Below are 21,092 nucleotides of genomic sequence, written 5' to 3'. Positions count from 1 at the left end.
GTTGGTAGTGTTTCATGACCTCGATTAAACATTTGCTCGAAAATAACAAACACTGGGCGGCGCGAACCCATAATGCCGATCCTACGTTTTTTGAAACATTATCCAAACAGCAGGCGCCGCAATACCTGTGGATTGGCTGTTCTGATAGCCGGGTGCCGGCCAATCAGATAGTTGACCTGTTGCCAGGTGATATCTTTGTGCACCGCAACGTAGCAAACATGGTGATCCATACCGATTTTAATTGCCTGTCGGTGTTGCAGTATGCGGTGGACGTACTGAAAGTGAAGCATATTATCGTGTGTGGACACTACGGCTGTGGTGGTGTTGAAGCGGCTATGAGTGACCAGCAATTCGGTTTAATTGATAACTGGCTGGGGCATATTCGCGATATTTATCAATTGCACTACAACGATATCCAGGCGCTGCCAGAGAATGAACGCTCAGCCAAATTATGTGAGCTTAACGTGCTTACACAAACCAGTAACGTGCGCAAAACCACTATCGTTAAGGATGCGCTGGCCCGCAATCAGGATTTGTCGATCCATAGCTGGATTTACAGCCTGAAAAATGGCCGTATTACCGATTTGTCTGATAAATACTAAGCCCGGAACAGTTACTGTGCTGGTGCTGGTGCGGTAGGGTTGTTTTGATCTTCTTTGCCGCGCTTGCCAAGCGTGAACTGATAATACAGATCCACGGCTGTGTGCAGGCTGCGCACTACTTCAATATACAGGTTGTTCATGATTTGATAGCGCAGCGCCACTTCCTGACCGCCGCTGTCTTCATTAGAAAACATACCCACGCCATATCGCACGGTTAAGTTGCGTGCTATTTTGCCCGAAATAGCCAGTTTGGTGTTGTCTCCCTGTCCAGTGGTGGATACCGTGAAATCTTCAATCCCAAGGGCGTCCCCTACGCTGCTGGTTAAGCCTTCCGAGCTGGATAAGCCAAAACCTATCAACAGGCTGGCGTAAGCATTTTGGTCCATTTCGCTATTGCTGCCACCAAGACTACCGCTACCGCTCAGTAAGTAGGCCAGGTTTTGCGCCTGATCCATTGCGGGTTCAGAGAACAGATTCACACTAGGCTGCGTGGCTGGACCCTCTATTCGCACCCCTGCTACCACGTCGTCGGCGGTAAGATCTGGATCGCGAATGGCTTCCACTAGCAACATGGGTTCATCAATTGGGCCGTTAAATTGTACTTCGCCGGTGCGAATGAGCAGGTTTTGGCCGTATGCCTGATACCGGCCATTGAGTATCTGCAGATCGCCAAAGCCGGTTAACGCAGGTTGTGTTTGCACCCGAATACCGCCGCTTAAAGACGCGGTAAGGCCAAACGCGTCCAGTTTGACTTCCTGGGTTTTTGCATCGTCAATAGTCACCATAACATTGGCGTGAATTTGATCGATAAGGGCGTCACTCGGCGGTTCACCTCGCAGGTGTACGTCTTTTGACGGCGCAATAGCACTGGCTGGAAGCTCGTTTACTTTAATTCTGGCATAAGGCACATCAACCGACCCCTTGATCTCGATTTTCTGCGGTGTGATGTACGCGGTTAAATCGGGTGATACTTTTACTTTGCTGTCGTCGTACTGCACGGTAAACGCGTCACCTGCAACCGTAAAGTTAACTTCAGGTACATCGCGCCAGCTCACGTCACCTGTTAATGTGCCAGCCCCGTCGCCAAGCATGTACTGGCCATTAAACGTAGCATTATCACCGTTTAAGGTAATGGTTTGCTGCCACTGACTCACTTTTACCGGCAGGTCGTCACTGTCGATATGACCATCGCGAATACTTAACTCGCCGTTTATTTCCGGTAGGGCAAGTGCGCCGTTTAATACCAAAGCACCATCGATCTCACCGTCCAGTGCATTCATGTTGGGCAGCAGAGACTTAAATGGCGCCAGTTTCCAGTGATTGATATTTACGGTACCGGCAATGCCGGGGGTTTGTGCCAGCGGCAACAGTGTCAGGTTTGCGGCGATTTCGCCGACCTGTGGGCTGTTAACGTCGGCATCGAAAATGAGCTGGTCGTTGGCCCAGTTGCCGTTTAAAGCAAACGTATCAACGGCGATCAGCACTTCGCCTTTGGGCCCTAATCGCCAGTCTTCTGAAGAAATGTCAGCGGTAATTTTGGCCTGAGCCTTTTGCGATTTCACATCAAGCTTGCCCTGACTGGAAAACGAGAGTGTGGCATCGTTTCGTTCAAATAGGATGTCAGGTGCTAATTCATACGCCCATAAGCCCAACGGCAGGTTGGTGGCACTGACATCCCACAACACTTGCTTCGGGTTGTAATTTGCTGCGTTTATGCAGAGTTCACCGTGTTCACGCGATTCCCAGCAATGTGCGGAAATCTCAAATTGCAGCGGTGATTGTGCGAACATCAGTTCTACGTCTGAGTTTAGTTCCCAGCGGGTGTTTACTACAGCCAATTTCGTGTCGCTTAAACGGCCGCGCCAGATACCCTTCTGCCAGGCGCCAGTGAGGTTTAACTCGCTGTTGTAATCGGGGAGCTGCAAAGAAGACGACAAGGTGTGTTCTGCCAGACTGCCAGCAATGTCTATCGAGCCATTCAACGGCCCTTGTTTTGCTATGGCTTCACTCAGGGTTGGGCTTAATGCAACATCCTGCAGTGTCAGCGCAGACTGAATGGTGGGATTGTCCCAGATACCTTCAATATTCACCGAGCCCTGTATACCGCCTTTTACTTCCGGGTAGAGGTAGCTCAGATGAGGTAAATTCAGTGTTACCAGTGCATCGATATACTGCTGTTTGAACACCTGGCCGATGGCCGATACTTCGTTGTCTGCCAGTTGCGCGGTGAGATTGCCAACCACAATATCACTGTTTGCAGAATATACTGCATCGCCCTCAAGCTGAAACTCGCGTTCGTATTGCACACCCGACAGCTGAATATCCGATACCAGCACATTGGGTCCGCGATTCGTCATGCTAATCTGGGTTTTCAGAATTCCGTCCAGCATACTGGGCGCTTGCGGGTGCAAACTGTTTAGCTCAAGTGACTGAATTCGGGTGAGACCTTCCCAACTGAGTACATCACCAAAGTAAAGCACCCCACTGTTAGTAATGGTGCCCTTTAATAAATCTGCGTTCAGTGCACTGATTACCAGCGAGCGGTCGCCTAATACGGCCTGGATATCGACTTTAGTTGCGGGAATATCTTTACCCGATACCGCCGTATTGCCCGCCAGTGCGTATTGGCCCATTCTGCCGCTAACCGATAACGCGCCTGCCGCCAGTTGCATATCCTGAATGGGCTGCAAAGACTGCTCTGGCCAGGTGAGTTGTAAGGCCAGCGGTAATTCGCTATCCAGCAAGTTTGTTTGTAATTGTGCATTGGCCGATACCGTTCCGGTGGCCGCAACGGCCAGTTGCAGGTTACTCATATCACCATTAACCGCAACGCTGGCGCTTTGTGGGAAATCTGCCAGTGCTGAGCTACCCTCTGCGGTAAGAGTAAGTGGGTAACTTCCGGTAAAGGCAATTTGCCCGGAGGAGCGCGCTTGCCCCTGGGGAGCGTTAACGCTGAATTGCTGCCATTCGAACTGGCGTTTTTTTAACGCGGCTTTATCCAGTGTAAGCGTTAACTGAGTAAGCAAAGATTCGCCTTGATATACCGCAAGATTATTGATGGCAATATCAGACAGGTTAACCAGCAGCGGCATCGTTATCGCCGGTAGTACAGGCGGTTCGTAGTTGAATGACGCAGACGGCGTTGCCGGTGCTGCGTTTACCTCGGATGCAGGCAGCCTAACCGTGATGTTATCGGTGTGAAAATGCGCCACTTCGAGGTTGCTAACCCATTGCGCTTTGGTGCTAATACGTTCAACCGATACTGAACCCGCAAACGCAGACACATTGATATCCGTCATCGTTAGCTGATCAAGCAGTATGGATACAGGCAGCTCAATTTCACCTACGGGTTCATCGGCAGACGTTGTTGCCGGCGCTTCAGCCAGTTGCTCAATGGCCGGCTGATTAATCGTTAACGCGCGAATGCAGGTGGTGGAATTCAGTAAACACGTCCAGTCGTGTTCTACTTCAATACGCGGAACTTGCACTTGCCACTGTTCATTATGCCAGGCGAGGTTTTCAATGATGATTTTTGACCATACGCTGCCCGATAAGGAGGACACCGACAAACCGGGTACGCTGTGGTTAACCGCGTATTGCACCAGTGGCATCCCCAGCGGCGATACACAAACGCCTACCAGGGTGACAATACTCACCACAACATACAAAAACACTTTTGCCAGACGATTAATGCTCATAATTCCGGCCCTAGCGTGAAGTGAAAACGCCAGCTGTTTTCGAACTCGTTGTGTCCGCGGGCAATATAAAAACGCACCGGGCCGATGAGCGTTAACCAATGCGCACCTATGCCATAACCGGTAGCCAGTGGATCAGAGAAATCGTTGGTGGCAGTACCAATGTCGGCAAACACGGCTGCCCGCCAATTATCGGTAACGGGATAGGCGTATTCTGCGCTGCCAGTAGCCAGGTATTTACCACCGGTTAATACCCGTTCGCCTTCGTCGTCCAGTACGGAAGGTGCGATCTCCTGATAACTAAATCCCCGGATACTTTGGTCGCCACCGGTGAAAAAACGCAAACTGGATGGCACGCGATCAAACTCTTCGGTTTCGATTGCGCCCGCTTCCGCCCGCAGGAAAATGCGATGTGTGTTGTTAAACGTCGCTATGTATTTGGCTTTAGCCGTTACTTTCAACAGCGAGATATCGCTTCCGGCGTTTTCATGCGCGCCCTGCATGGCAATCACAAAATACTTGCCCTGATTAATAGACAACACGTTGTCGGACTCGCTGTAGCCAATGGAGTAGCCGGGCATCAACAGATTGACGGTTTGCGGTTCACTGATCCCCTGGGTAAACATTTCTCTGTCGTAGGTAAGTGACACACTGCGCTGCCAGGGGGAATCCTGCTCTTTCCAGAAACGGTGTCCGGATATACTGAGCTTTTCACTTTTCGTATCGCTGGTGGTGTTGTCTTCGAATTCGTAACTGGTTTTGATACTGGCGTAATCGTTATTCACGTCTTCCAGCGGAATACGGTAATCCAGGCTCGCGGCTTGTTCCGGTTTCGATAAATACACTTCACCGGTAATCGAGTGTCCCCGCGAGTTAACCCAGGGACGCTCCCAGCGGCCTCTGATCCGGGGGCCGGTATCTGAACTGCCGCCGCCACCTACGTTAAAGATATCCCGTGGAAGGTGGGTCAGAGTAATTTCAATCGGCACATTCGCACCTTCTGCCTGGCTCACTAACGGGCGGGCAATCGCACGCTGAAAATAACCGGTTTCATTTAATCGCCGGTTAAACGTGGTGAGTTTGGTGGCACTGTATGCATCGCCCTGTTGGAACGGTTGCAAGCGGCCAATGATGGCCTTGGCCCGGTTGTCGCCAACCAGTCTTACTTCGCCAAATTTGTACTGACGACCACTCTGGGCAATCAAAAGTACGTTCGCTTCATTTTCTTCCCTAACCAGGTCGAGACGGGTGGCTTGCCAGTAAAAATCAAAATAACCATGCGACAGCGCATAATTGAACATGGCTGATTTAAATTGTTCGTAGGTGGGCTGGTGCAGTACATCGCCCTTTTTAATCGCCAGCGCGTTGAATTTCTCGCGGAAAGCCGGGTCATCCCGACCTTCACCAATGATTTCCCGGGTAATATTGGCCACAATCAGTGGTTCTCCCAGAGCCACCTGAATGATCACGTCTTCTTTTTCAATTTGCAGCGTTACTTCGGCATTGTAGTAACCAAAGGGCTGCACGGCGGTATTTACCGTTTTAATAATTCGCTCTTGTGTGGCTTCGTCGGGAATTGCGCCGTTAAAAGAGATATTTGCCAGATATAAACCAATGTTTTTCTTTAACGCACTTTGCTCTACCCCACGTAATTCGTAACTCAGGGTGGTGGCTGCCAGGGCAACTGGCACTGAGGCAGCAAACAAGATAAAACCTAGGACAAAGACTAACGTGCGAAGCGACATGTGAAAACGTGTGGTTCCTTACACAGGGATAGGGAAAAAAGGCTTGTGTAAAAGTCGACAAACCCGTTGGGCAGTTTACCCCTTACCGTGACATTGCTACAGTTTTTTCGTTGAAACGTGGCGGATTTACGACACTGTGTGTAATAACTACCCGGCTGGTTCAGACTGATTTGTTTGCCTCGGTTGTCGGGATTATTTATATTACTCACTATAAAATCCTATAAATACAAGGAATGTTGCCATGAAGCGCTTTACACAAGGCGTGGTTATGCTTTGCTTTTGCATACTCACTGCCATCCCGGTCTCGGTTGCCAATGCAAATGAAGAAGCAAAAATAACGCCAATTGAGGCATTTAGCCGATTGCCCCAGTTTTACTCTGTTGCGCTATCGCCAGGCGGCAACCGCTTAGCCATGGAACGCAATTCTCAGAGTGAGGATTTAGCTGCTCTCATGACGCTGGATATGGAAACGGGCAAGGTGTATTACCTGCTTCGGGCCGACAACAAGAAGGTCAAAATTAACTGGTATCGCTGGGCCAACGATGAAGATCTGTTGGTTAGTGCCAAGTACGAAATCTCTGATGCTGGTACCAAGTATTTCAAAACCCGTCTGTACGTTATGAAATATAATGAGCAGGGCGGCGAGCCCGAGCAAGTCATTGACTGGCGTCACATCAAACGCTATCAGGAAAACTCCAAACACTCTCCGCAGTTCCAGGACGAAATCATTGATATGTTGCCTGATGATCCTGATCACATCCTGATGGCGATCGACATTGCACGTCCGCAAGAACCCTCCGTGTTTAAGGTAAACATTAAAGATCAAAAGATCAGCCGTCTGGAAAAAGGCAAAAAGCGGATCCGCGATTGGGTTACCGACCGGCAGGGCAATTTGCGCGTGGGAATAACACTGAATTATGAAACTGGTGATCGCGAAATTCTTTTGCTCAATGAAGACGACAAATACGAAAGACTGTTTGCCTATAATGTGTCTACCGATAAACCGATTCACATTGCAGGATTTGCCGCCGATCCAAACATTTTGTACTTCAAAAAATATCTGGGTGATTATCGTGCCCTGTATAAGTTGGATCTCACTACCCGTGAAGAAACCCTGGTGTATTCGGATGACGAATATGACGTGGACGGCAGCCTGATTTATTCGCCGGTAACCAAGGATGCCATTGGTATTCGCCATGCCAATGCCAAAGGTGGCCGTTATTACTGGGAGCCGCGTTACCAGGCGTTGCAAGAGGGTCTCGATGATCTGATTAAAGAGCGCAATAACTATCTGGTAACATTCAGCCAAAACGAAGATGTGTATTTGCTGTATTCAGAAAGCGATACGCAACCGGGCCGCTATTACGTTGGCAATCAGCGCGAGGGCACGCTGAATTTTCTGTTTGATCAATACCCCGACATAGTGCCGGAGTCACTGAATAACCACACGCGTGTCGATATCACAACCCGTGATAAATCCACTATCGAAGGCTATTTAACCTTACCCAAGCACGGCAAAGCGCCTTACCCAACAGTAATTTTTCCGCACGGTGGTCCTGGCGGTCGTGATTATTCAGGCTTCGATTACTGGACGGCGTATTTCAGCAGCCGTGGTTACGCCGTGATGCGCCCGAACTTCCGAGGGTCAACCGGCTATGGTTACTCATTCAGTGAAGCACAAATGCAAAGCTGGGGTATGGCAATGCAGGACGACATCGCCGATGCCACCCAGTGGATGATTGACCAGGGTTATACCGACAAATCCAAAGTCTGTATTGTCGGCGCCAGTTATGGAGGCTTTGCTGCCCTTGCTGCCACGGTAAAAAGCCCTGAAATGTATACCTGCGCCATTAGTTTTGCCGGGGTGAGCGATCTGGACAGACTGGTATTTCGCGCCCGTGCGTTTGTAAACAAAGAGTTTGTTAAAAAACAAATTGGTGAGGACAGCGACGATCGTGAACGCCGCTCGCCAATCAACTTTGTAGAAAACATCAAAACGCCTATTCTGCTGATCCACGGCGAAGAAGACCGCGTGGTGCATGTGGAGCAAAGCCGCAATATGGCTGAAGAACTGGAAGATCACGACAAGGTATTTGAATACGTGGAGCTCCCCTTGGGTAATCACCACTTGTCTATTCAGTCAAATCGAATGAAAACCTTCGAAGCGATGGATAAATTCCTGAGCAAGTATCTGCAATAAATGCCGATGCCGATGCCGCCTGACGTTGATCTGGATCAGCGCAGGCGGCATTAACACCACAGGTCCCACCGGTTTGGGCGTACACTAAGATCATCAACAGGAGATCTTACCGTGACAGACAACCAAACCGCATCCACTGCAAAACCTCAGTCTCAGACCACCTTTACAGGCTCGGCCAGTGTGTCGGTTGTTCATCAAAATATTGGTGAACTGCGCCACGATGAACATTACATTGCTGAATCATTTCGCTCCGGTGAATACCCGTATAAACGCAAGGTAACCCGTCAGTTTTATGAGCAACATAAGCATCAGTTGCAGGTTGAACTGCTAAAAGTGCAAAAATGGGTAAAAGACACCGGCGAGCGCGTTGTAATGATTTTCGAAGGGCGTGACGCGGCCGGTAAGGGGGGCACAATTAAGCGGTTTATGGAGCATTTGAATCCTCGTGGTGCGCGGGTAGTGGCATTGGAAAAGCCGTCTGAAGAAGAGAAAGGCCAGTGGTATTTTCAGCGCTACATCAAGCATCTGCCAACCGCGGGAGAAATAGTCTTATTCGACCGTTCCTGGTACAACCGCGCGGGAGTAGAACGCGTAATGGGCTTTTGCGAACCAAATGAATATCTGGAATTTATGCGTCAAACGCCGGAGTTGGAACGCATGCTGGTGAATAGCGGGATTCGGGTATTCAAGTTTTGGTTTTCGGTTACTCAGGAAGAACAGACACGCCGCTTTAAACGCCGCGAAACGGACCCGCTTAAGCAGTGGAAGCTCAGTCCAATTGACAAACTTGCCCAACAAAAATGGGACGACTATACCGAAGCAAAAGAAGCGATGTTCTTTTATACCGACACAGCAGACGCACCCTGGGTAGTGATAAAGTCGGACGACAAAAAGCGGGCAAGACTCAATTGTATGCAGTATTTCCTGCACCAATTACCCTACCCTAATAAAGACAAACACATTGCCAAAGCGCCTGATCCGCTGATTGTTGGCCGAGCGGCCACGGTTATCGAACGTGACAACCATATATTAGGTAAATCACTTCATCCTGAGCAGCAAAAAAGTTAGCTATCAGATTCCCATATTTACCCGCTGTGTAAAGGTGTCTGCAAGGGCAGACACCTTTACATTGGCTTTCCCTCTGTTTTGTATGTGACTTGTATAACTTATTGTTAATTAAAAACAATTAATGTTGGCAAGCTTTTCGCATTGGTATTGCTACCCGTCATCCGAGAGGTGACATGTTGCTCTGTTACCCGTCAATCCCCTGGCAAACCTTTGATGAACCCTTGGTGAATCCTTAGGTTGATTAACGTGTAGAGGCTGCATAAGCACAAGGAGAATGCCAATGTTGTTTATTTTACTCATTATGACCGTCGTAACAGGTGTGACTATAAAGCGTCTGGGCGTGTCGAACAGCATGCAGGGGTTGGGTAAGCTGGTCCTGCTTACCGGTATTTATCTGGTCTTTATTTATAAAGTGGTTATTGGGCGTTCAACGCGCAAATAATCCAAATTACAACGTCGCACTTTGGGAGAAACACACATGAAACACGTAAAACAAGTCGTTACATTACTTTTAGTTGGTCTGTTTACCGTTACACTGGCAGCTTGTAGCGATGACCGTGCAGAACAAACAGAAGAAAAAGTGGATAGCGTAGCGGAAAGCGCAGCTAAAGCACTTAGTGATGTAAAAGACGCGGCTGCTGAAGCCACAGAACAAGCCCAGGATATGGCAGAAGACGTGGTAGATCAGGCTGAAGAAATGACTGATGATTTAGCAGACCAAGCTGAAGAACTAGCTGAAGATACCGCAGAAGCGATTGAAGAGACGTGCGAAAAAGCAAAAGACAAACTGGATATGGAAGAAAAAGACTGTTAATTCATTCCCAGTAGCAAGATGGGCGCTGAGTTGTTATAACCAGTGCCCATTTTTTTCTTGACCGAAGGCTATTCTACAGGCTTGTAATCAAACCAGCTGTAGTGCGCTTCGCTTTTAGCGGGGCGCCCATTGCCGGTAGCATAGGGGCCAACATATACCCCGGTGAATCCACCAATCGTTTCAGAACTTAAATACCGCGCACTTACGCTGTCGATAACCGTGGTGTTACCCTGTTGTTCCATTCCGAAGTGAAATTCACTGCCCGTTCCTTCTATCGTTAGCACTACTGCTCCTGGCGCCAGTGCAACAGGCTCCGATGCGTAGCTGATGTCGCCAAATTGGAACATGACCTGTGCGTAACGCACACCCTCGTCTACGCCCACCATGATGTCGAAGTGAGTGCCGTTATTCAGCAAAGTTAACCCGGCCTTTTCGTTGTTAGAAGCTGGCGAAAACTGCAGTTCAGTGCGCGCTGTAAAGTGCGTGTGTTGCAAGCGTCGCCCAACAAAGCTAACGCCCTTTTGATGCGGACTACCCAAGGTAAATTCTGAACCCGTTAGTACCAGCTTTTTACTGCGCGTATCAATATGCACTGTGTTTGGCGGTGGTGATTGCACATAGTTCCATTCCAGTCCCAAAGGTTTATCAAAGACGGTCCGCACCGGTTTCGGAGGAAGCGGCTTGAGTGGCAGGGTGGGCACGCGCATTTGTGGTGTGATGGTGCCGTTGCCATTTACCTGGGGCCAACCAAATGCGGGCCAGCTAACGGGTGCAAGGCACGTTTCCCTGCCCAGTGTATGATGGGTACCGCCCTCAATAACACTGCGGTATCCATGAAATACCATCCAGTGATCGCCGTCGTCGGTTTGAATCATGTCACCATGGCCCAGCCCCTGAATAGGATTTTGCTGACCCGCCCGGTTCACGTGAGTCACAATGGGGTTAGCCGGATTACTGTAATAGGGCCCGGTAATGTTATGGCTGCGAGCGATTGTGATCGAGTGAGCTTCCTCAGTGCCGCCTTCCGCCGCCATCAGGTAGTACCAGCCGTCTTTTTTATAAATGTGCGGCCCTTCTGCATAACGGCCGCCTTCTGTAGCCCAAATCGGACCTGTCTCGTTGAGCACCTTACCGGTGTTAATATCAATTTCGTACAGGGTAAAGGCGGAATTGATCACATATACCCTGCCATCGTCATCGAAGAATAAATCCGGGTCGATATGCGGCACATCTATCCAGATGGGATCAGACCAGGGGCCGGCTGGGTCTTCTGCCTTCATGATAAAATTCCAACCATACCCCACGTTGGTGGTAATGATATAAAACGTACCGTCGTGGTAGCGCAGCGTTACCGCGAAGATGTTCACTCCGTCGGGCAATTGCTCCGGGCGGTCTATAACGTGACCAATTTGTTCCCAGTTAACCAGGTCTTTACTGCGAAACACCGGTATGCCGGGAAAATACTCAAATGTACTCGACACCAAATAGTAATATTCTCCGGCTTTAGTAATACTCGGATCAGAATAAAACCCAGGTAACACCGGGTTGGTATACGTTACGGGCAACGACGTATCTATCGCAGCGTTAAACGGCGTTGTAGCGGTTTGACCAGCGGTAACGGTGTGCGTAACACACATTAGCGCTACAAACCCTATCGGGCGTAAGCACTGTATGAGTAATTTTGTGAGCATGGTTCTGGCAATCAGTGGTTAACAACATGAGTCAGACCGTACACGCAGTTAACTTACCTAACTATTATCAAAATGGGTTTTATTGTTACTAAATTGCTCACGTATTAACATGATTTATACCCTGATAAACAATACTGATAACTGAGCCGTAATTTTGCCTTTTTTTGACGGATTTTATGGGTGAATCCTCGGATAACTGACATGTTGTAATAAACTTTCAGGTATACTGCGCGGCCTGGCAATGTGTGCCAGGAACTGTCAGTGAGCAGCCGCTTCTCAGAGATTCAGGAACAAGATTAAAGACACTATGACCAATTCAACAGTAAATGCGAAGCCCGTACTGGGTATGGCTGAATTTGTAATGCTAATGGCGTTTATGACGTCATTGGTTGCGCTTAGTATTGATGCCATGTTGCCAGCGCTGGATGTGATTGGTCATGAGCTGGGCGCCAAAGATATTCACGAGAGCCACCTGATAGTGTCGCTGTTTTTTGGCGGGATGGCATTTGGGCAGTTGTTCTTTGGCCCTTACTGCGATGCCCGTGGTCGGCGTGAAGCAATAATGCTAGGGCTGGGGATATTTATCATCGGCACGCTGGTTTGTATGATAGCGACTGATATGACAACCATGCTTATCGGACGATTAATTCAGGCCTTTGGTGTGTCAGGCCCTCGTATTGCCTCGATGGCAGTGATTCGCGATCAGTTCGCTGGTGAAGCCATGGCACGCGTTATGTCGTTTATTATGATGGTGTTTATTCTGGTGCCCATGATTGCGCCTATGGTTGGTCAGTGGGTAATCAGCATTGCATCCTGGACCCACATTTTTACCCTGTTTCTGGTGGTCTCTACTGGGGTGGGTTTATGGTACTTCCTTCGCCAGCCTGAAACCTTGTCGCTGGAAGATCGCGTTCCATTTTCATGGCCGCAATTTTTCCGCTCTTCCAAATTTATTCTTACTCACCGCGATGTGATTGGGCCAACCGTAGCGATGGGGTGTGTATTTGGCGCATTCCTGGCGTACATAAGCGCGTCGCAAACCATTTTTGTGGGCTTTTATCAGGTAGGCGATACCTTTGCCTATATCTTTGCGTTACTGGCCTTCTCAATTGGCCTGGCGTCGTATATGAACAGCCACATTGTAATGCGCTGGGGGATGAGAAAAGTCACGTCGCTGGCACTTTATGGCGCGTTGATTTTCTCCGCTGTATTGATGTTAGAGATGATGGTGTTTGCCGGACTGCCACCATTGCCGCTGGCCTTAGTTACCCTGTTTATCGGCTTTTTCTTTGTAGGGTTATTGTTTGGTAACCTTAACGCCATTGCCATGCAGCCATTGGGCAAATTGGCGGGCATCGGGGCAGCCATCATCGGTTCGCTATCAAGTATCATATCGGTACCGGTTGCTATGGGCATAGATGCCTTTTTAACCGATAACCTGTATCCCATCGCCATTGGTTTTGTTGTGTTCTTTACACTGGCAAAACTGGTGATCAACCCTACGCTAAAGGCGGAACCCAGCGCCGATTACTAATACACCGGGCCCGGCCTTACACCTGTATTCACGTGTAAGGCTGGAATGTCGTCATTTTACCCGCGCCAGGGTGACCTGCGCCCGTGGACGCTGGTTTTCCACTATTTCTACTACCCTGCTTTGCCGCTGGCCATTGCGCAGTTTGTCGTAATGGATTTGCTTCATCTCGAGCTGGCGGGCAAATTCGTAAAACGCCATACAATCGTATCGCGAGAGTTCGTTATGCTGGCGGGTTAATTGGGTATCGATATACAGGTTATCGCCATTTGAGGTAAGTGTAGCTACCGCATCATAGGGCTGGCCGTACTCTTCTACTCGTAGCGCCCTGACCATTTTTACCTCGAATATCCAGTCCCCGACTCGGGTGAACCTGGTAATGCCTGATTGCATGTGTAGCTCCTAGCGCGTTATGAGCTGCTAATGGAAACAGCTTTCTTTATGTGATGAGTGATGTTGTGCAAACAGAACGCTATTACAAGATACGTACCAGTTAAAATGACTATTAAAAACAGATAGTTGAAGGGTTGGGGCGTTATAGAGTATCCGAAATACGTAGCCAAACAGTAACACTTCTGGCTGTAAACAACCGGTGTTGGTCTGCGTTACACCGTCATCCCTGAATCGAATAGCGATTTCAGGGACCTATTCAAAAAGGCGGGCTAACCAGAAATCTACCCCTATCCGTCTTCCCTGAATCGCGTAGCGATGTCAGGGACCTATTCAAAAAGGTTGGTTAATCAGAAATAACCGTGTTCGAATCAACAATCATTAAATTTTATGACGAAAGTGTAGATAAGTGAGACCGCGTGTTACTGTGAATTCCTCGTAATAAATGAGGCTTGTATGAGTAAGGTTTTCAGGCGAACTTTAGTCGCGATATATTTTGTTCTTGGATGCGGTGGTATCCATTTTCTCGGCGAAGCATACGCGTCAGGAATGATGGAAGTATTAACCGTGAACCCGTCACCTGATTTATATGCTAACAATAGAGGGTTTCAATACGCTGCATTTTGGTTTACGTGGGGTATTGCCTTGTCATTTGTTTTATTATTTTCGGCAACCTTGCTATACAGGGTTTTGAGCAGTAAAAGTACCAAAAACTGATTGCAAGCTAACTCAGTTGAAACGCCAATATAGTGTTCGCCGGTGTTAGAAGAATTAGCTATCGTTGGAGCATATGTGTTTTTAATTAAGGAAGATGAGACAGCGTTTACTCTTTGGTGGAAATTTATATTTGCAATTGTTGTTTCAATTCTATGTGTAATAGCCATTGTTACCGGAACTCTTCACATTCCAGGCAAAGGTGAGTTTTTCACTGAAAGAGCAGATGGTGAAATGTTCTGGCTCCTTGTTATTTTTTGTTTAGGACTGTCAGCGCTATCCTTTTGGCAAGGGGGCTACGGTATTTATCAAAAGTACTTAACCAAACACAAACCATAAAACAACGAATAAGAAATCATGCCGCTCACTGGGGAATGCAGGGTCGCAAACACATAAATGAAAAGATATGTCGCTGTTATTCGGTTAGGAATGTTAGTTTTACTAGGATTGCTATCCATAAAGATGATGTATGACACGCCAATTAGCAGCGAAACACAGTCTGTTATTGCTCAGAGTATTGAAACATTAGCGTGCCCAACAGGTAAGTACGCAAAGCCCTATTTTACTATTTCAGGCAGCCCAACTGAGTTTTATGTAATGAAGGAGTTCGTTAACCGAACAGGCTGTAATAATGAACCCAATAGACTGATCGGCAAGAAGCCCTCTTTTACCTACTTCGACAATGCGGAAGGGGAGTCAAAAGTAGTCCAGATATCTATAGGTGCCAGGGTAATTTATAGCAAGAGCGAATTTGTTGGTAAAAGCCAATCTACAGGGGCTATTCTGTTTTTTGCTGTTATTGGTTATTCAATATTTCTCTTCGTCGCTGGCAAAAAGGTATAGCTAGAACCGCATATGTACTGTTTATGTCATTTTGGGGCGGGCTTTTGTTGGTCAGCCCTATGATGAGATCCCTGACATCGCTTCGAGATTCAGGACGGCGACAATAGTCTGGTTTATGACACTGAAAATGAGGTGATTCTAGAGCGGCAAAAGTGGGCTTTTCCGGGATGTGCACCTATGAATTATGTCAGCGATGTTGGGTAAAGTGGCGCTAGCCTAGTTAAACCGGTAAATCGCGGACATAAAAAAGCCCGACCAAATTGGTCGGGCAAAAGGGCTTGGTTAAGCACCTAACGACAGAAACTATCTACGCTTCAATGATGGCTTTCATATCCGTCATGTAACCGCGTAATTTCTTACCTACAGACTCAACGCCGTGGCTGCGAATAGCCTCGTTAATATCTACCAGGCGCTTGTTTTCTACCTGGTTAGATTTGGCGTTAAGACCTCTACCAATCACATCGGTACCGATGTGTGGCATGAATTTCTCACGTAACAATGGCACTGCTGCGTTAGCGAACAGGTAGTTACCGTATTCAGCTGTGTCAGAAATAACCACGTTCATTTCGTACAAACGCTTACGCGCAATCGTGTTAGAAATCAGTGGTGTTTCGTGCAGTGACTCATAGTATGCAGACTCAGGTAAAATACCCGCTTCAACCATCACGTCGAACGCAACTTCTACACCGCACTTGATCATGGCAACAATCAGAATGCCATTATCAAAGAATTCCTGTTCACTGATTTTACCTTCGTACTTAGGCGCATTCTCAAAACCAGACTGGCCGGTTTCTTCACGCCATTTCAGCAGGTTTGCATCGCCATTTGCCCAGTCTTCCATCATAGTGCGAGAGAATTCGCCACTGATGATGTCGTCCTGATGCTTCTCGAACAAGGGGCGAAGCAATGCAGTTAACTGTTCTGACAGCTCGAAAGCTCTAACCTTTGCAGGGTTAGACAAACGGTCCATCATGTTGGTTACGCCGCCGATTTTCAGTGCTTCAGTAATGGTTTCCAAACCGTACTGAATCAATGCAGCCGCATAAGCAGGGTCAATGCCATCAGCAGTCATTTTCTCGTAAGCAAGAATCGCTGCGGCTTGTTGCATACCACACAGAATGGTTTGCTCACCCATCAAATCAGATTTTACTTCAGCAACAAATGAAGACTCCAGAACACCTGCACGGTCGCCACCAGTGGCGCTTGCCAGTGCTTTTGCGATATCCCAGCCTTCACCTTTCGGATCGTTCTCAGGGTGAACCGCAATCAGTGTCGGTACACCAAAACCACGCTTATATTCTTCGCGTACTTCAGTACCAGGACACTTAGGTGCACACATTACAACAGTAATGTCGCTACGAATTTGCTGGCCTTCTTCAACAATGTTGAAACCATGCGAGTAGCCTAATGCAGCGCCTTCTTTCATCAGAGGCATAACCGCTTCTACAACGCTGGCGTGCTGTTTGTCTGGTGTTAAGTTGTAAACCAGATCAGCAGTAGGGATCAGATCCTGATACGTACCTACTTTAAAACCGTTACTAGTGGCGCGCTGATAAGAATCACGCTTCTCATCAATCGCTGCCTGACGCAGTGCGTACGCTACGTCTAACCCGGAGTCACGCATGTTAAGACCCTGGTTAAGACCTTGTGCACCGCAGCCAACGATGACAATTTTCTTACCTTTCAGGAACTCACAGCCATCAGCAAATTCTTCGCGCTTCATAAAGCGGCAACGACCCAGCTGGTCTAACTGCTGACGTAAAGACAGGGTGTTAAAATAATTAGCCATAAATATAATAATTCCGAACTTCTTTCTGTCGTGATCCCTTGCCTCACTCGGCAGGGATGACCTCGTCAATGACGACTTGCAGCGAACAATACGCTACCCCATTCGTTTTGAAAAATGATATATTTGCAAAACAGTATTGCAAAAAGTGAAATACTCATGGATTTTCGCAGTTTACAACTGTTCAATCATCTCGCAAAAAGCTTACATTTTGGTGACACCGCCGAGGCCATGTATGTGTCGCCTTCCACGCTAAGCCGCGTAATACAAAGGCTGGAAGAAGAGTGTGGGTGTGTATTGTTCAAGCGTGACAACCGAACCGTTGCCCTCACCCACGGCGGTCACAAGTTGCTTAATTTCAGCGAAACCGTGCTGAAGGAATGGCAACAGGTCAGACAAGAGCTCAGTACTGACGAGCAATCCCTGAAGGGCGAGCTAAGTCTTTATTGCTCCGTTACCGCCAGTCAAAGTCATTTGCCAGCGCTGCTGTCGCGATATCGTCAGCATTATCCCGGGGTGGATATTCGCCTGGTCACCGGTGATCCGGGTATTGCCATTGATAACGTTAAGCAGAACAAGTGCGATGTAGCCATCGCCATATATACACCTGGCTTTCCTACCGATTTATGTTTTACCGGGATGGATCATGTGCCGCTGGTACTGATTGCCCCCCGGGAATGGCGTTTAACCCAGCTAAGTCAGGTGGATTGGCGAAAGTATCAGGTTGTGTTGCCGGAGCAAGGTCCGAGCCGGCGTATTGTATACCACTGGTTTGCAGAGCATGGCATACGGCCAAATGTGTACGCCTCAGTGGGAGGAAATGAAGCGATTGTGTCAATGGTTGCACTGGGTTGTGGTGTGGGTTTTGTGCCGCAGGTTGTATTGGATCACAGTGGCATGACAAACAATGTAACCCGCATCCTGGTTGACGATATCGGGTCCTACGAACTCGGGCTGGCATGCCTCGAAAAGCGCAGAACTGAGCCGTTGATTGATGCGTTGTTTCAACTGGTGTTGAACTGACGAATAAGGGTATCCAGTGCTCTGTATCCCAGGGCTTCCGCAATATGGCGGTGAGTAATGCTCTCTGCACCGTCTAAATCGGCAATGGTGCGCGACACTTTTATTGTGCGGTGAAACACGCGCATCGACAAATTGAGCTTGGTAGCGGCGCGACTTAAAAAAGTAAAGCTCTCGTCATCCAGTTTGCAATGTTCGGTAAGTTCCGCCACGCTGAGTTCCGCATTGGCTTTTTGCTGTCGTGTTAGTTGTCGCTGCATGGCGCGTTCTACCTGGACTTTTGCGGTAATCGCGCTGTCTTCGCCAGATGGCGGCGTAGCCAGCGAATACTGTTCAGGCTTGCGCACTTCTATTTGCAAATCGATGCGATCTAACAAGGGGCCGGAAAGGCGGCTCAAATAGCGTTGTACTTGTTGAGGAGTACTGCGGCCGTCGTTGATATCGCCTGTCGGGCTTGGATTCATTGCCGCCAGGAACTGAAAATTGGCTGGATACCGGGCCTGTCCGGATACGCGAGACAAACAAATATCGCCAGTCTCTAAAGGTTCTCTGAGCACATCCAGTGCCTGACGACCAAACTCGGGCAATTCATCCAGAAACAACACACCGTTGTGAGCCAGCGATACTTCACCCGGTGACGGATGCGTGCCGCCACCGGTTAAGGCAATTGCTGACGACGTATGGTGTGGCGATCGAAAAGGCGGTGTGTACCAGTTAGCGCTGTCGCGGGATTCGCCTTTAATTGAATACAATGCAGCCGCTTCCAGTGCCTGTTCATGCGTAAGCGGCGGCAGTAACTGCACTAACCGGCTGGCCAGCAGGCTTTTGCCCGTCCCAGCCGGTCCCACCATCAGGAGATTATGTTTTCCAGCTGCAGCAATGGTAAGCGCGCGCTTTGCCTGCTGCTGACCGATAATGTCGTCCCATTTTGGTGAAAGTTGCGCATATGCAACATCACACTGAGCCGTGCTGATTTGCAGTGGCTTTTGTTTACTCAAATGCAGAAATACCTGCATCAGCGAATCTACGGGCAGGTAACGCAGGCCGTCAACAAGCTGAATATCCTGGGTATTGTCGCATGGCAACATCATTAGGTGTTCGTCATCAGCACAGCGCATTGCTGCGGGTAGTAAGCCGGATACCGGCCGTAACTGACCGTTCAGGCCCAGCTCGCCAATTACCTCATAATGATCAAGGGCCTGCTGAGGCAACAACCCCTGGGCAATTAATAACCCCAGGGCAATGGCTAAATCGTAGCGACCACCACTTTTGGGAATGTCGGCTGGGGCAAGATTTACCGTAATGCGCCGTCCGGGGAATTCAAATCCGCAGTTAATTAATGCGCTGCGAACGCGCTCTCGCGCTTCCTGCACTGCTGTTTCAGCCAATCCCACCAGCTTAAACGATGGCAAGCCATTCGACAGGTGCACTTCTACTTTAATGCGCGGCGAATCAATACCCGTTGCCGCGCGGGTGTAAACAATGCCTAGCCCCATGCTATGCCTTCCTTTTGTGTTTGCCAGCCCATGAGTGCAGTGTAAAGTGCCCCGGTTAACTTACCTACTGCGCAAAAGGCCAGTTATGCCCGCTGAATATCAGGCGCTGAATTTCGTGCAAGGGAGAGCAATGACTAACGCTATGAATGTGCAGCGAAAGGTGTTGTGACCTGGTATAAAAATGCACCAGCCAGCTTGATTTGGCTTGATCAAAGCCGTTGATCCGTGATATTTCTTATGCCTCGCACTAACGGTGTTCCTTAGCCAGACACTGTTGTTGCCATCAGCCAACACAATTTCCGAACTTGCGTTAACCTCGCCAATGCCTGCGCTTTGATACAGTGCCAGCTGCGTTTTTGCGTGCATTAAATATCAATTTCCCCGTGGTCCGCTGGAGCTTTACACAGATGTTGTGTGAAAAATGGCTCATTGGATTGGGTCAATTGCTGTGCTCATGTATCATTTGACGCGAAATTAATACAGGCGGTTTGCCGCGTGCAGACTGCGCTTACAGAGTGAAGACAACACTCGCACTTTTTAAGGAAACGTCATGGCTAAGCAACTTGCTGAACTAATTTGGTTTAACGGTAAACTCATTCCGTGGAAAGAAGCCACTGTGCATGTAATGTCGCATGCAATCCACTATGGCTCATCGGTATTTGAAGGTATTCGCGCCTACAATACGCCGGATCAGGGCACCTGTGTATTCCGTCTGAACGAGCACAACCAGCGTTTGTTTGATTCAGCAAAAATCTATCGCATGACGATCCCATTTACGCTTGAAGAAATTAATCAGGCGACTATCGACACCATTGCGAAAAACAATCTGAAATCTGCGTATATCCGTCCTATCGCGTTTTATGGCGATATTGGTATGGGTTTACAGGTGCCATTTGGTCAGGAAACTGAAGTCACAATCGCGGCATTTGAGTGGGGCGCGTACCTGGGGGAAGAAGCTCTGAAAAACGGTGTGAACGCGGGTATCTCCTCGTGGAACCGTTTGGCGGCGAACACTATGCCTACGGGTGCAAAAGCTGGTGGTAACTACCTGTCCTCACAGCTGATTTCAATGGAAGCGCGTCGTCATGGCTACGGCGAAGGTATCGCACTGGATCGCAATGGCTATATCAGTGAAGGTGCCGGCGAAAATATTTTTGTGATCCGCAATGGCGTGATCAGCACCACACCAAAAACAGCGGCTATTTTGCCTGGTATTACACGCGACACCGTGATCACCCTGGCGAAAGAACTGGGTTATGAAATCCGCGAGGAGAATATCCCGCGTGAAGCCATGTATCTGGCCGACGAAATTTTAATGTGCGGTACGGCCGCAGAAGTTACTCCTGTGAACAGCGTCGACGGTATCACTGTGGGTAAAGGCGGTCGTGGGCCTATCACGAAAGAAATCCAGGACATGTTCTTCGGTTTGTTTAACGGCACCACCGAAGACAAGTGGAACTGGTTAACACCGGTTTATAAATAATTACCCCAACGGGA

The 21,092-nt window shown here is 48.6% G+C and carries 16 protein-coding genes; 10 read left to right on the top strand and 6 right to left on the bottom strand.

Annotated features, from left to right (window positions below):
- Window positions 1-14: 14 nt before the first annotated feature.
- Window positions 15-602 (top strand): carbonate dehydratase, encoded by a 588-nt coding sequence (can, locus tag ACLR2L_RS01290; protein ID WP_413365033.1) that lies wholly within the window; start codon window positions 15-17, stop codon window positions 600-602.
- A gap of 11 nt (window positions 603-613) precedes the next feature.
- Here can and ACLR2L_RS01285 read toward each other — a convergent pair whose 3' ends face one another.
- The gene (locus ACLR2L_RS01285; protein ID WP_413365031.1) at window positions 614-4,300 is read right to left on the bottom strand and encodes a translocation/assembly module TamB domain-containing protein; all 3,687 of its coding nucleotides are present in this window, start codon (window positions 4,298-4,300) and stop codon (window positions 614-616) included.
- Window positions 4,297-6,003, bottom strand: a complete 1,707-nt coding sequence (locus ACLR2L_RS01280) for an autotransporter assembly complex protein TamA (RefSeq protein WP_413365029.1) — start codon at window positions 6,001-6,003, stop codon at window positions 4,297-4,299. The genes ACLR2L_RS01285 and ACLR2L_RS01280 overlap by 4 nt, the downstream gene beginning before the upstream one ends.
- Before the next feature lie 280 nt (window positions 6,004-6,283).
- Between ACLR2L_RS01280 and ACLR2L_RS01275 the strand changes: the two genes are divergently transcribed.
- From ACLR2L_RS01275 to ACLR2L_RS01260, 4 genes are all read left to right on the top strand, one after another.
- Window positions 6,284-8,242 carry an alpha/beta hydrolase family protein gene (locus ACLR2L_RS01275; RefSeq protein WP_413365026.1) on the top strand — a complete coding sequence of 653 codons (1,959 nt, stop codon included), beginning with the start codon at window positions 6,284-6,286 and terminating at the stop codon, window positions 8,240-8,242.
- A gap of 111 nt (window positions 8,243-8,353) precedes the next feature.
- Entirely contained in the window at window positions 8,354-9,310 is a 957-nt protein-coding gene (gene ppk2 / locus ACLR2L_RS01270; RefSeq protein WP_413365024.1) for a polyphosphate kinase 2, read from the top strand.
- A gap of 280 nt (window positions 9,311-9,590) precedes the next feature.
- Window positions 9,591-9,752: a hypothetical protein gene (locus ACLR2L_RS01265; protein ID WP_181405114.1), complete on the top strand. Its 162-nt coding sequence runs from the start codon at window positions 9,591-9,593 to the stop codon at window positions 9,750-9,752.
- Between the two features lie 36 nt (window positions 9,753-9,788).
- Complete coding sequence (locus tag ACLR2L_RS01260; RefSeq protein ID WP_413365022.1) at window positions 9,789-10,124, top strand: hypothetical protein; 336 nt, start codon at window positions 9,789-9,791, stop codon at window positions 10,122-10,124.
- A gap of 68 nt (window positions 10,125-10,192) precedes the next feature.
- Here ACLR2L_RS01260 and ACLR2L_RS01255 read toward each other — a convergent pair whose 3' ends face one another.
- Complete coding sequence (locus tag ACLR2L_RS01255) at window positions 10,193-11,761, bottom strand: glycoside hydrolase family 43 protein (protein WP_413365020.1); 1,569 nt, start codon at window positions 11,759-11,761, stop codon at window positions 10,193-10,195.
- Window positions 11,762-12,122: 361 nt separating this feature from the next.
- Here ACLR2L_RS01255 and ACLR2L_RS01250 point away from each other — a divergent pair, with 361 nt between their 5' ends.
- Complete coding sequence (locus ACLR2L_RS01250) at window positions 12,123-13,349, top strand: multidrug effflux MFS transporter (RefSeq protein ID WP_413365018.1); 1,227 nt, start codon at window positions 12,123-12,125, stop codon at window positions 13,347-13,349.
- Between the two features lie 51 nt (window positions 13,350-13,400).
- On the opposite strand, the gene ACLR2L_RS01245 is transcribed toward ACLR2L_RS01250, so the two are convergent.
- Entirely contained in the window at window positions 13,401-13,739 is a 339-nt protein-coding gene (locus ACLR2L_RS01245) for a hypothetical protein (protein WP_413365016.1), read from the bottom strand.
- 756 nt (window positions 13,740-14,495) lie between these two features.
- On the opposite strand from ACLR2L_RS01245, the gene ACLR2L_RS01240 reads away from it, so the two are divergent.
- Entirely contained in the window at window positions 14,496-14,789 is a 294-nt protein-coding gene (locus ACLR2L_RS01240) for a hypothetical protein (protein ID WP_413365014.1), read from the top strand.
- Between the two features lie 57 nt (window positions 14,790-14,846).
- On the top strand, window positions 14,847-15,293 hold the full coding sequence (locus ACLR2L_RS01235) for a hypothetical protein (protein WP_413365012.1): 447 nt from the start codon (window positions 14,847-14,849) through the stop codon (window positions 15,291-15,293).
- 307 nt (window positions 15,294-15,600) lie between these two features.
- Here the strand turns inward: ACLR2L_RS01235 and ilvC are convergent, their stop codons facing one another.
- A complete protein-coding gene (gene ilvC, locus ACLR2L_RS01230) occupies window positions 15,601-17,082 on the bottom strand; it encodes a ketol-acid reductoisomerase (RefSeq protein WP_413365010.1) in 1,482 nt (493 codons plus the stop codon).
- 156 nt (window positions 17,083-17,238) lie between these two features.
- On the opposite strand from ilvC, the gene ilvY reads away from it, so the two are divergent.
- Complete coding sequence (gene ilvY / locus ACLR2L_RS01225) at window positions 17,239-18,102, top strand: HTH-type transcriptional activator IlvY (protein ID WP_413365009.1); 864 nt, start codon at window positions 17,239-17,241, stop codon at window positions 18,100-18,102.
- Here the strand turns inward: ilvY and ACLR2L_RS01220 are convergent.
- Window positions 18,084-19,595, bottom strand: coding sequence for a YifB family Mg chelatase-like AAA ATPase (locus ACLR2L_RS01220; protein WP_413365007.1), 1,512 nt, complete (start codon window positions 19,593-19,595; stop codon window positions 18,084-18,086). The two genes, ilvY and ACLR2L_RS01220, sit on opposite strands and share 19 nt — an antisense overlap.
- Window positions 19,596-20,145: 550 nt before the next feature.
- Between ACLR2L_RS01220 and ACLR2L_RS01215 the strand changes: the two genes are divergently transcribed.
- The gene (locus ACLR2L_RS01215) at window positions 20,146-21,078 is read left to right on the top strand and encodes a branched-chain amino acid transaminase (protein ID WP_140957898.1); all 933 of its coding nucleotides are present in this window, start codon (window positions 20,146-20,148) and stop codon (window positions 21,076-21,078) included.
- Window positions 21,079-21,092: the final 14 nt, after the last annotated feature.

This window comes from Alteromonas sp. AMM-1 (assembly GCF_047290655.1).
Taxonomy (GTDB): domain Bacteria; phylum Pseudomonadota; class Gammaproteobacteria; order Enterobacterales; family Alteromonadaceae; genus Alteromonas; species Alteromonas mangrovi.
Note: the sequence above shows the minus strand (reverse complement) of the source record. Positions and strands in the feature narration are given on the sequence as shown.

What these genes read in the sequence shown, in the direction of transcription:
- ACLR2L_RS01215 (WP_140957898.1), top strand. Translation starts at nt 20,146, where the DNA reads ATGGCTAAGCAACTTGCTGAACTAATTTGGTTTAACGGTAAACTCATT.
- ilvC (WP_413365010.1), bottom strand. Translation starts at nt 17,082, where the DNA reads ATGGCTAATTATTTTAACACCCTGTCTTTACGTCAGCAGTTAGACCAG.
- ACLR2L_RS01245 (WP_413365016.1), bottom strand. Translation starts at nt 13,739, where the DNA reads ATGCAATCAGGCATTACCAGGTTCACCCGAGTCGGGGACTGGATATTC.
- ACLR2L_RS01220 (WP_413365007.1), bottom strand. Translation starts at nt 19,595, where the DNA reads ATGGGGCTAGGCATTGTTTACACCCGCGCGGCAACGGGTATTGATTCG.
- ACLR2L_RS01260 (WP_413365022.1), top strand. Translation starts at nt 9,789, where the DNA reads ATGAAACACGTAAAACAAGTCGTTACATTACTTTTAGTTGGTCTGTTT.
- ACLR2L_RS01265 (WP_181405114.1), top strand. Translation starts at nt 9,591, where the DNA reads ATGTTGTTTATTTTACTCATTATGACCGTCGTAACAGGTGTGACTATA.
- ACLR2L_RS01275 (WP_413365026.1), top strand. Translation starts at nt 6,284, where the DNA reads ATGAAGCGCTTTACACAAGGCGTGGTTATGCTTTGCTTTTGCATACTC.
- can (WP_413365033.1), top strand. Translation starts at nt 15, where the DNA reads ATGACCTCGATTAAACATTTGCTCGAAAATAACAAACACTGGGCGGCG.
- ilvY (WP_413365009.1), top strand. Translation starts at nt 17,239, where the DNA reads ATGGATTTTCGCAGTTTACAACTGTTCAATCATCTCGCAAAAAGCTTA.
- ACLR2L_RS01235 (WP_413365012.1), top strand. Translation starts at nt 14,847, where the DNA reads ATGAAAAGATATGTCGCTGTTATTCGGTTAGGAATGTTAGTTTTACTA.
- ACLR2L_RS01250 (WP_413365018.1), top strand. Translation starts at nt 12,123, where the DNA reads ATGACCAATTCAACAGTAAATGCGAAGCCCGTACTGGGTATGGCTGAA.
- ACLR2L_RS01255 (WP_413365020.1), bottom strand. Translation starts at nt 11,761, where the DNA reads ATGTGTGTTACGCACACCGTTACCGCTGGTCAAACCGCTACAACGCCG.
- ACLR2L_RS01285 (WP_413365031.1), bottom strand. Translation starts at nt 4,300, where the DNA reads ATGAGCATTAATCGTCTGGCAAAAGTGTTTTTGTATGTTGTGGTGAGT.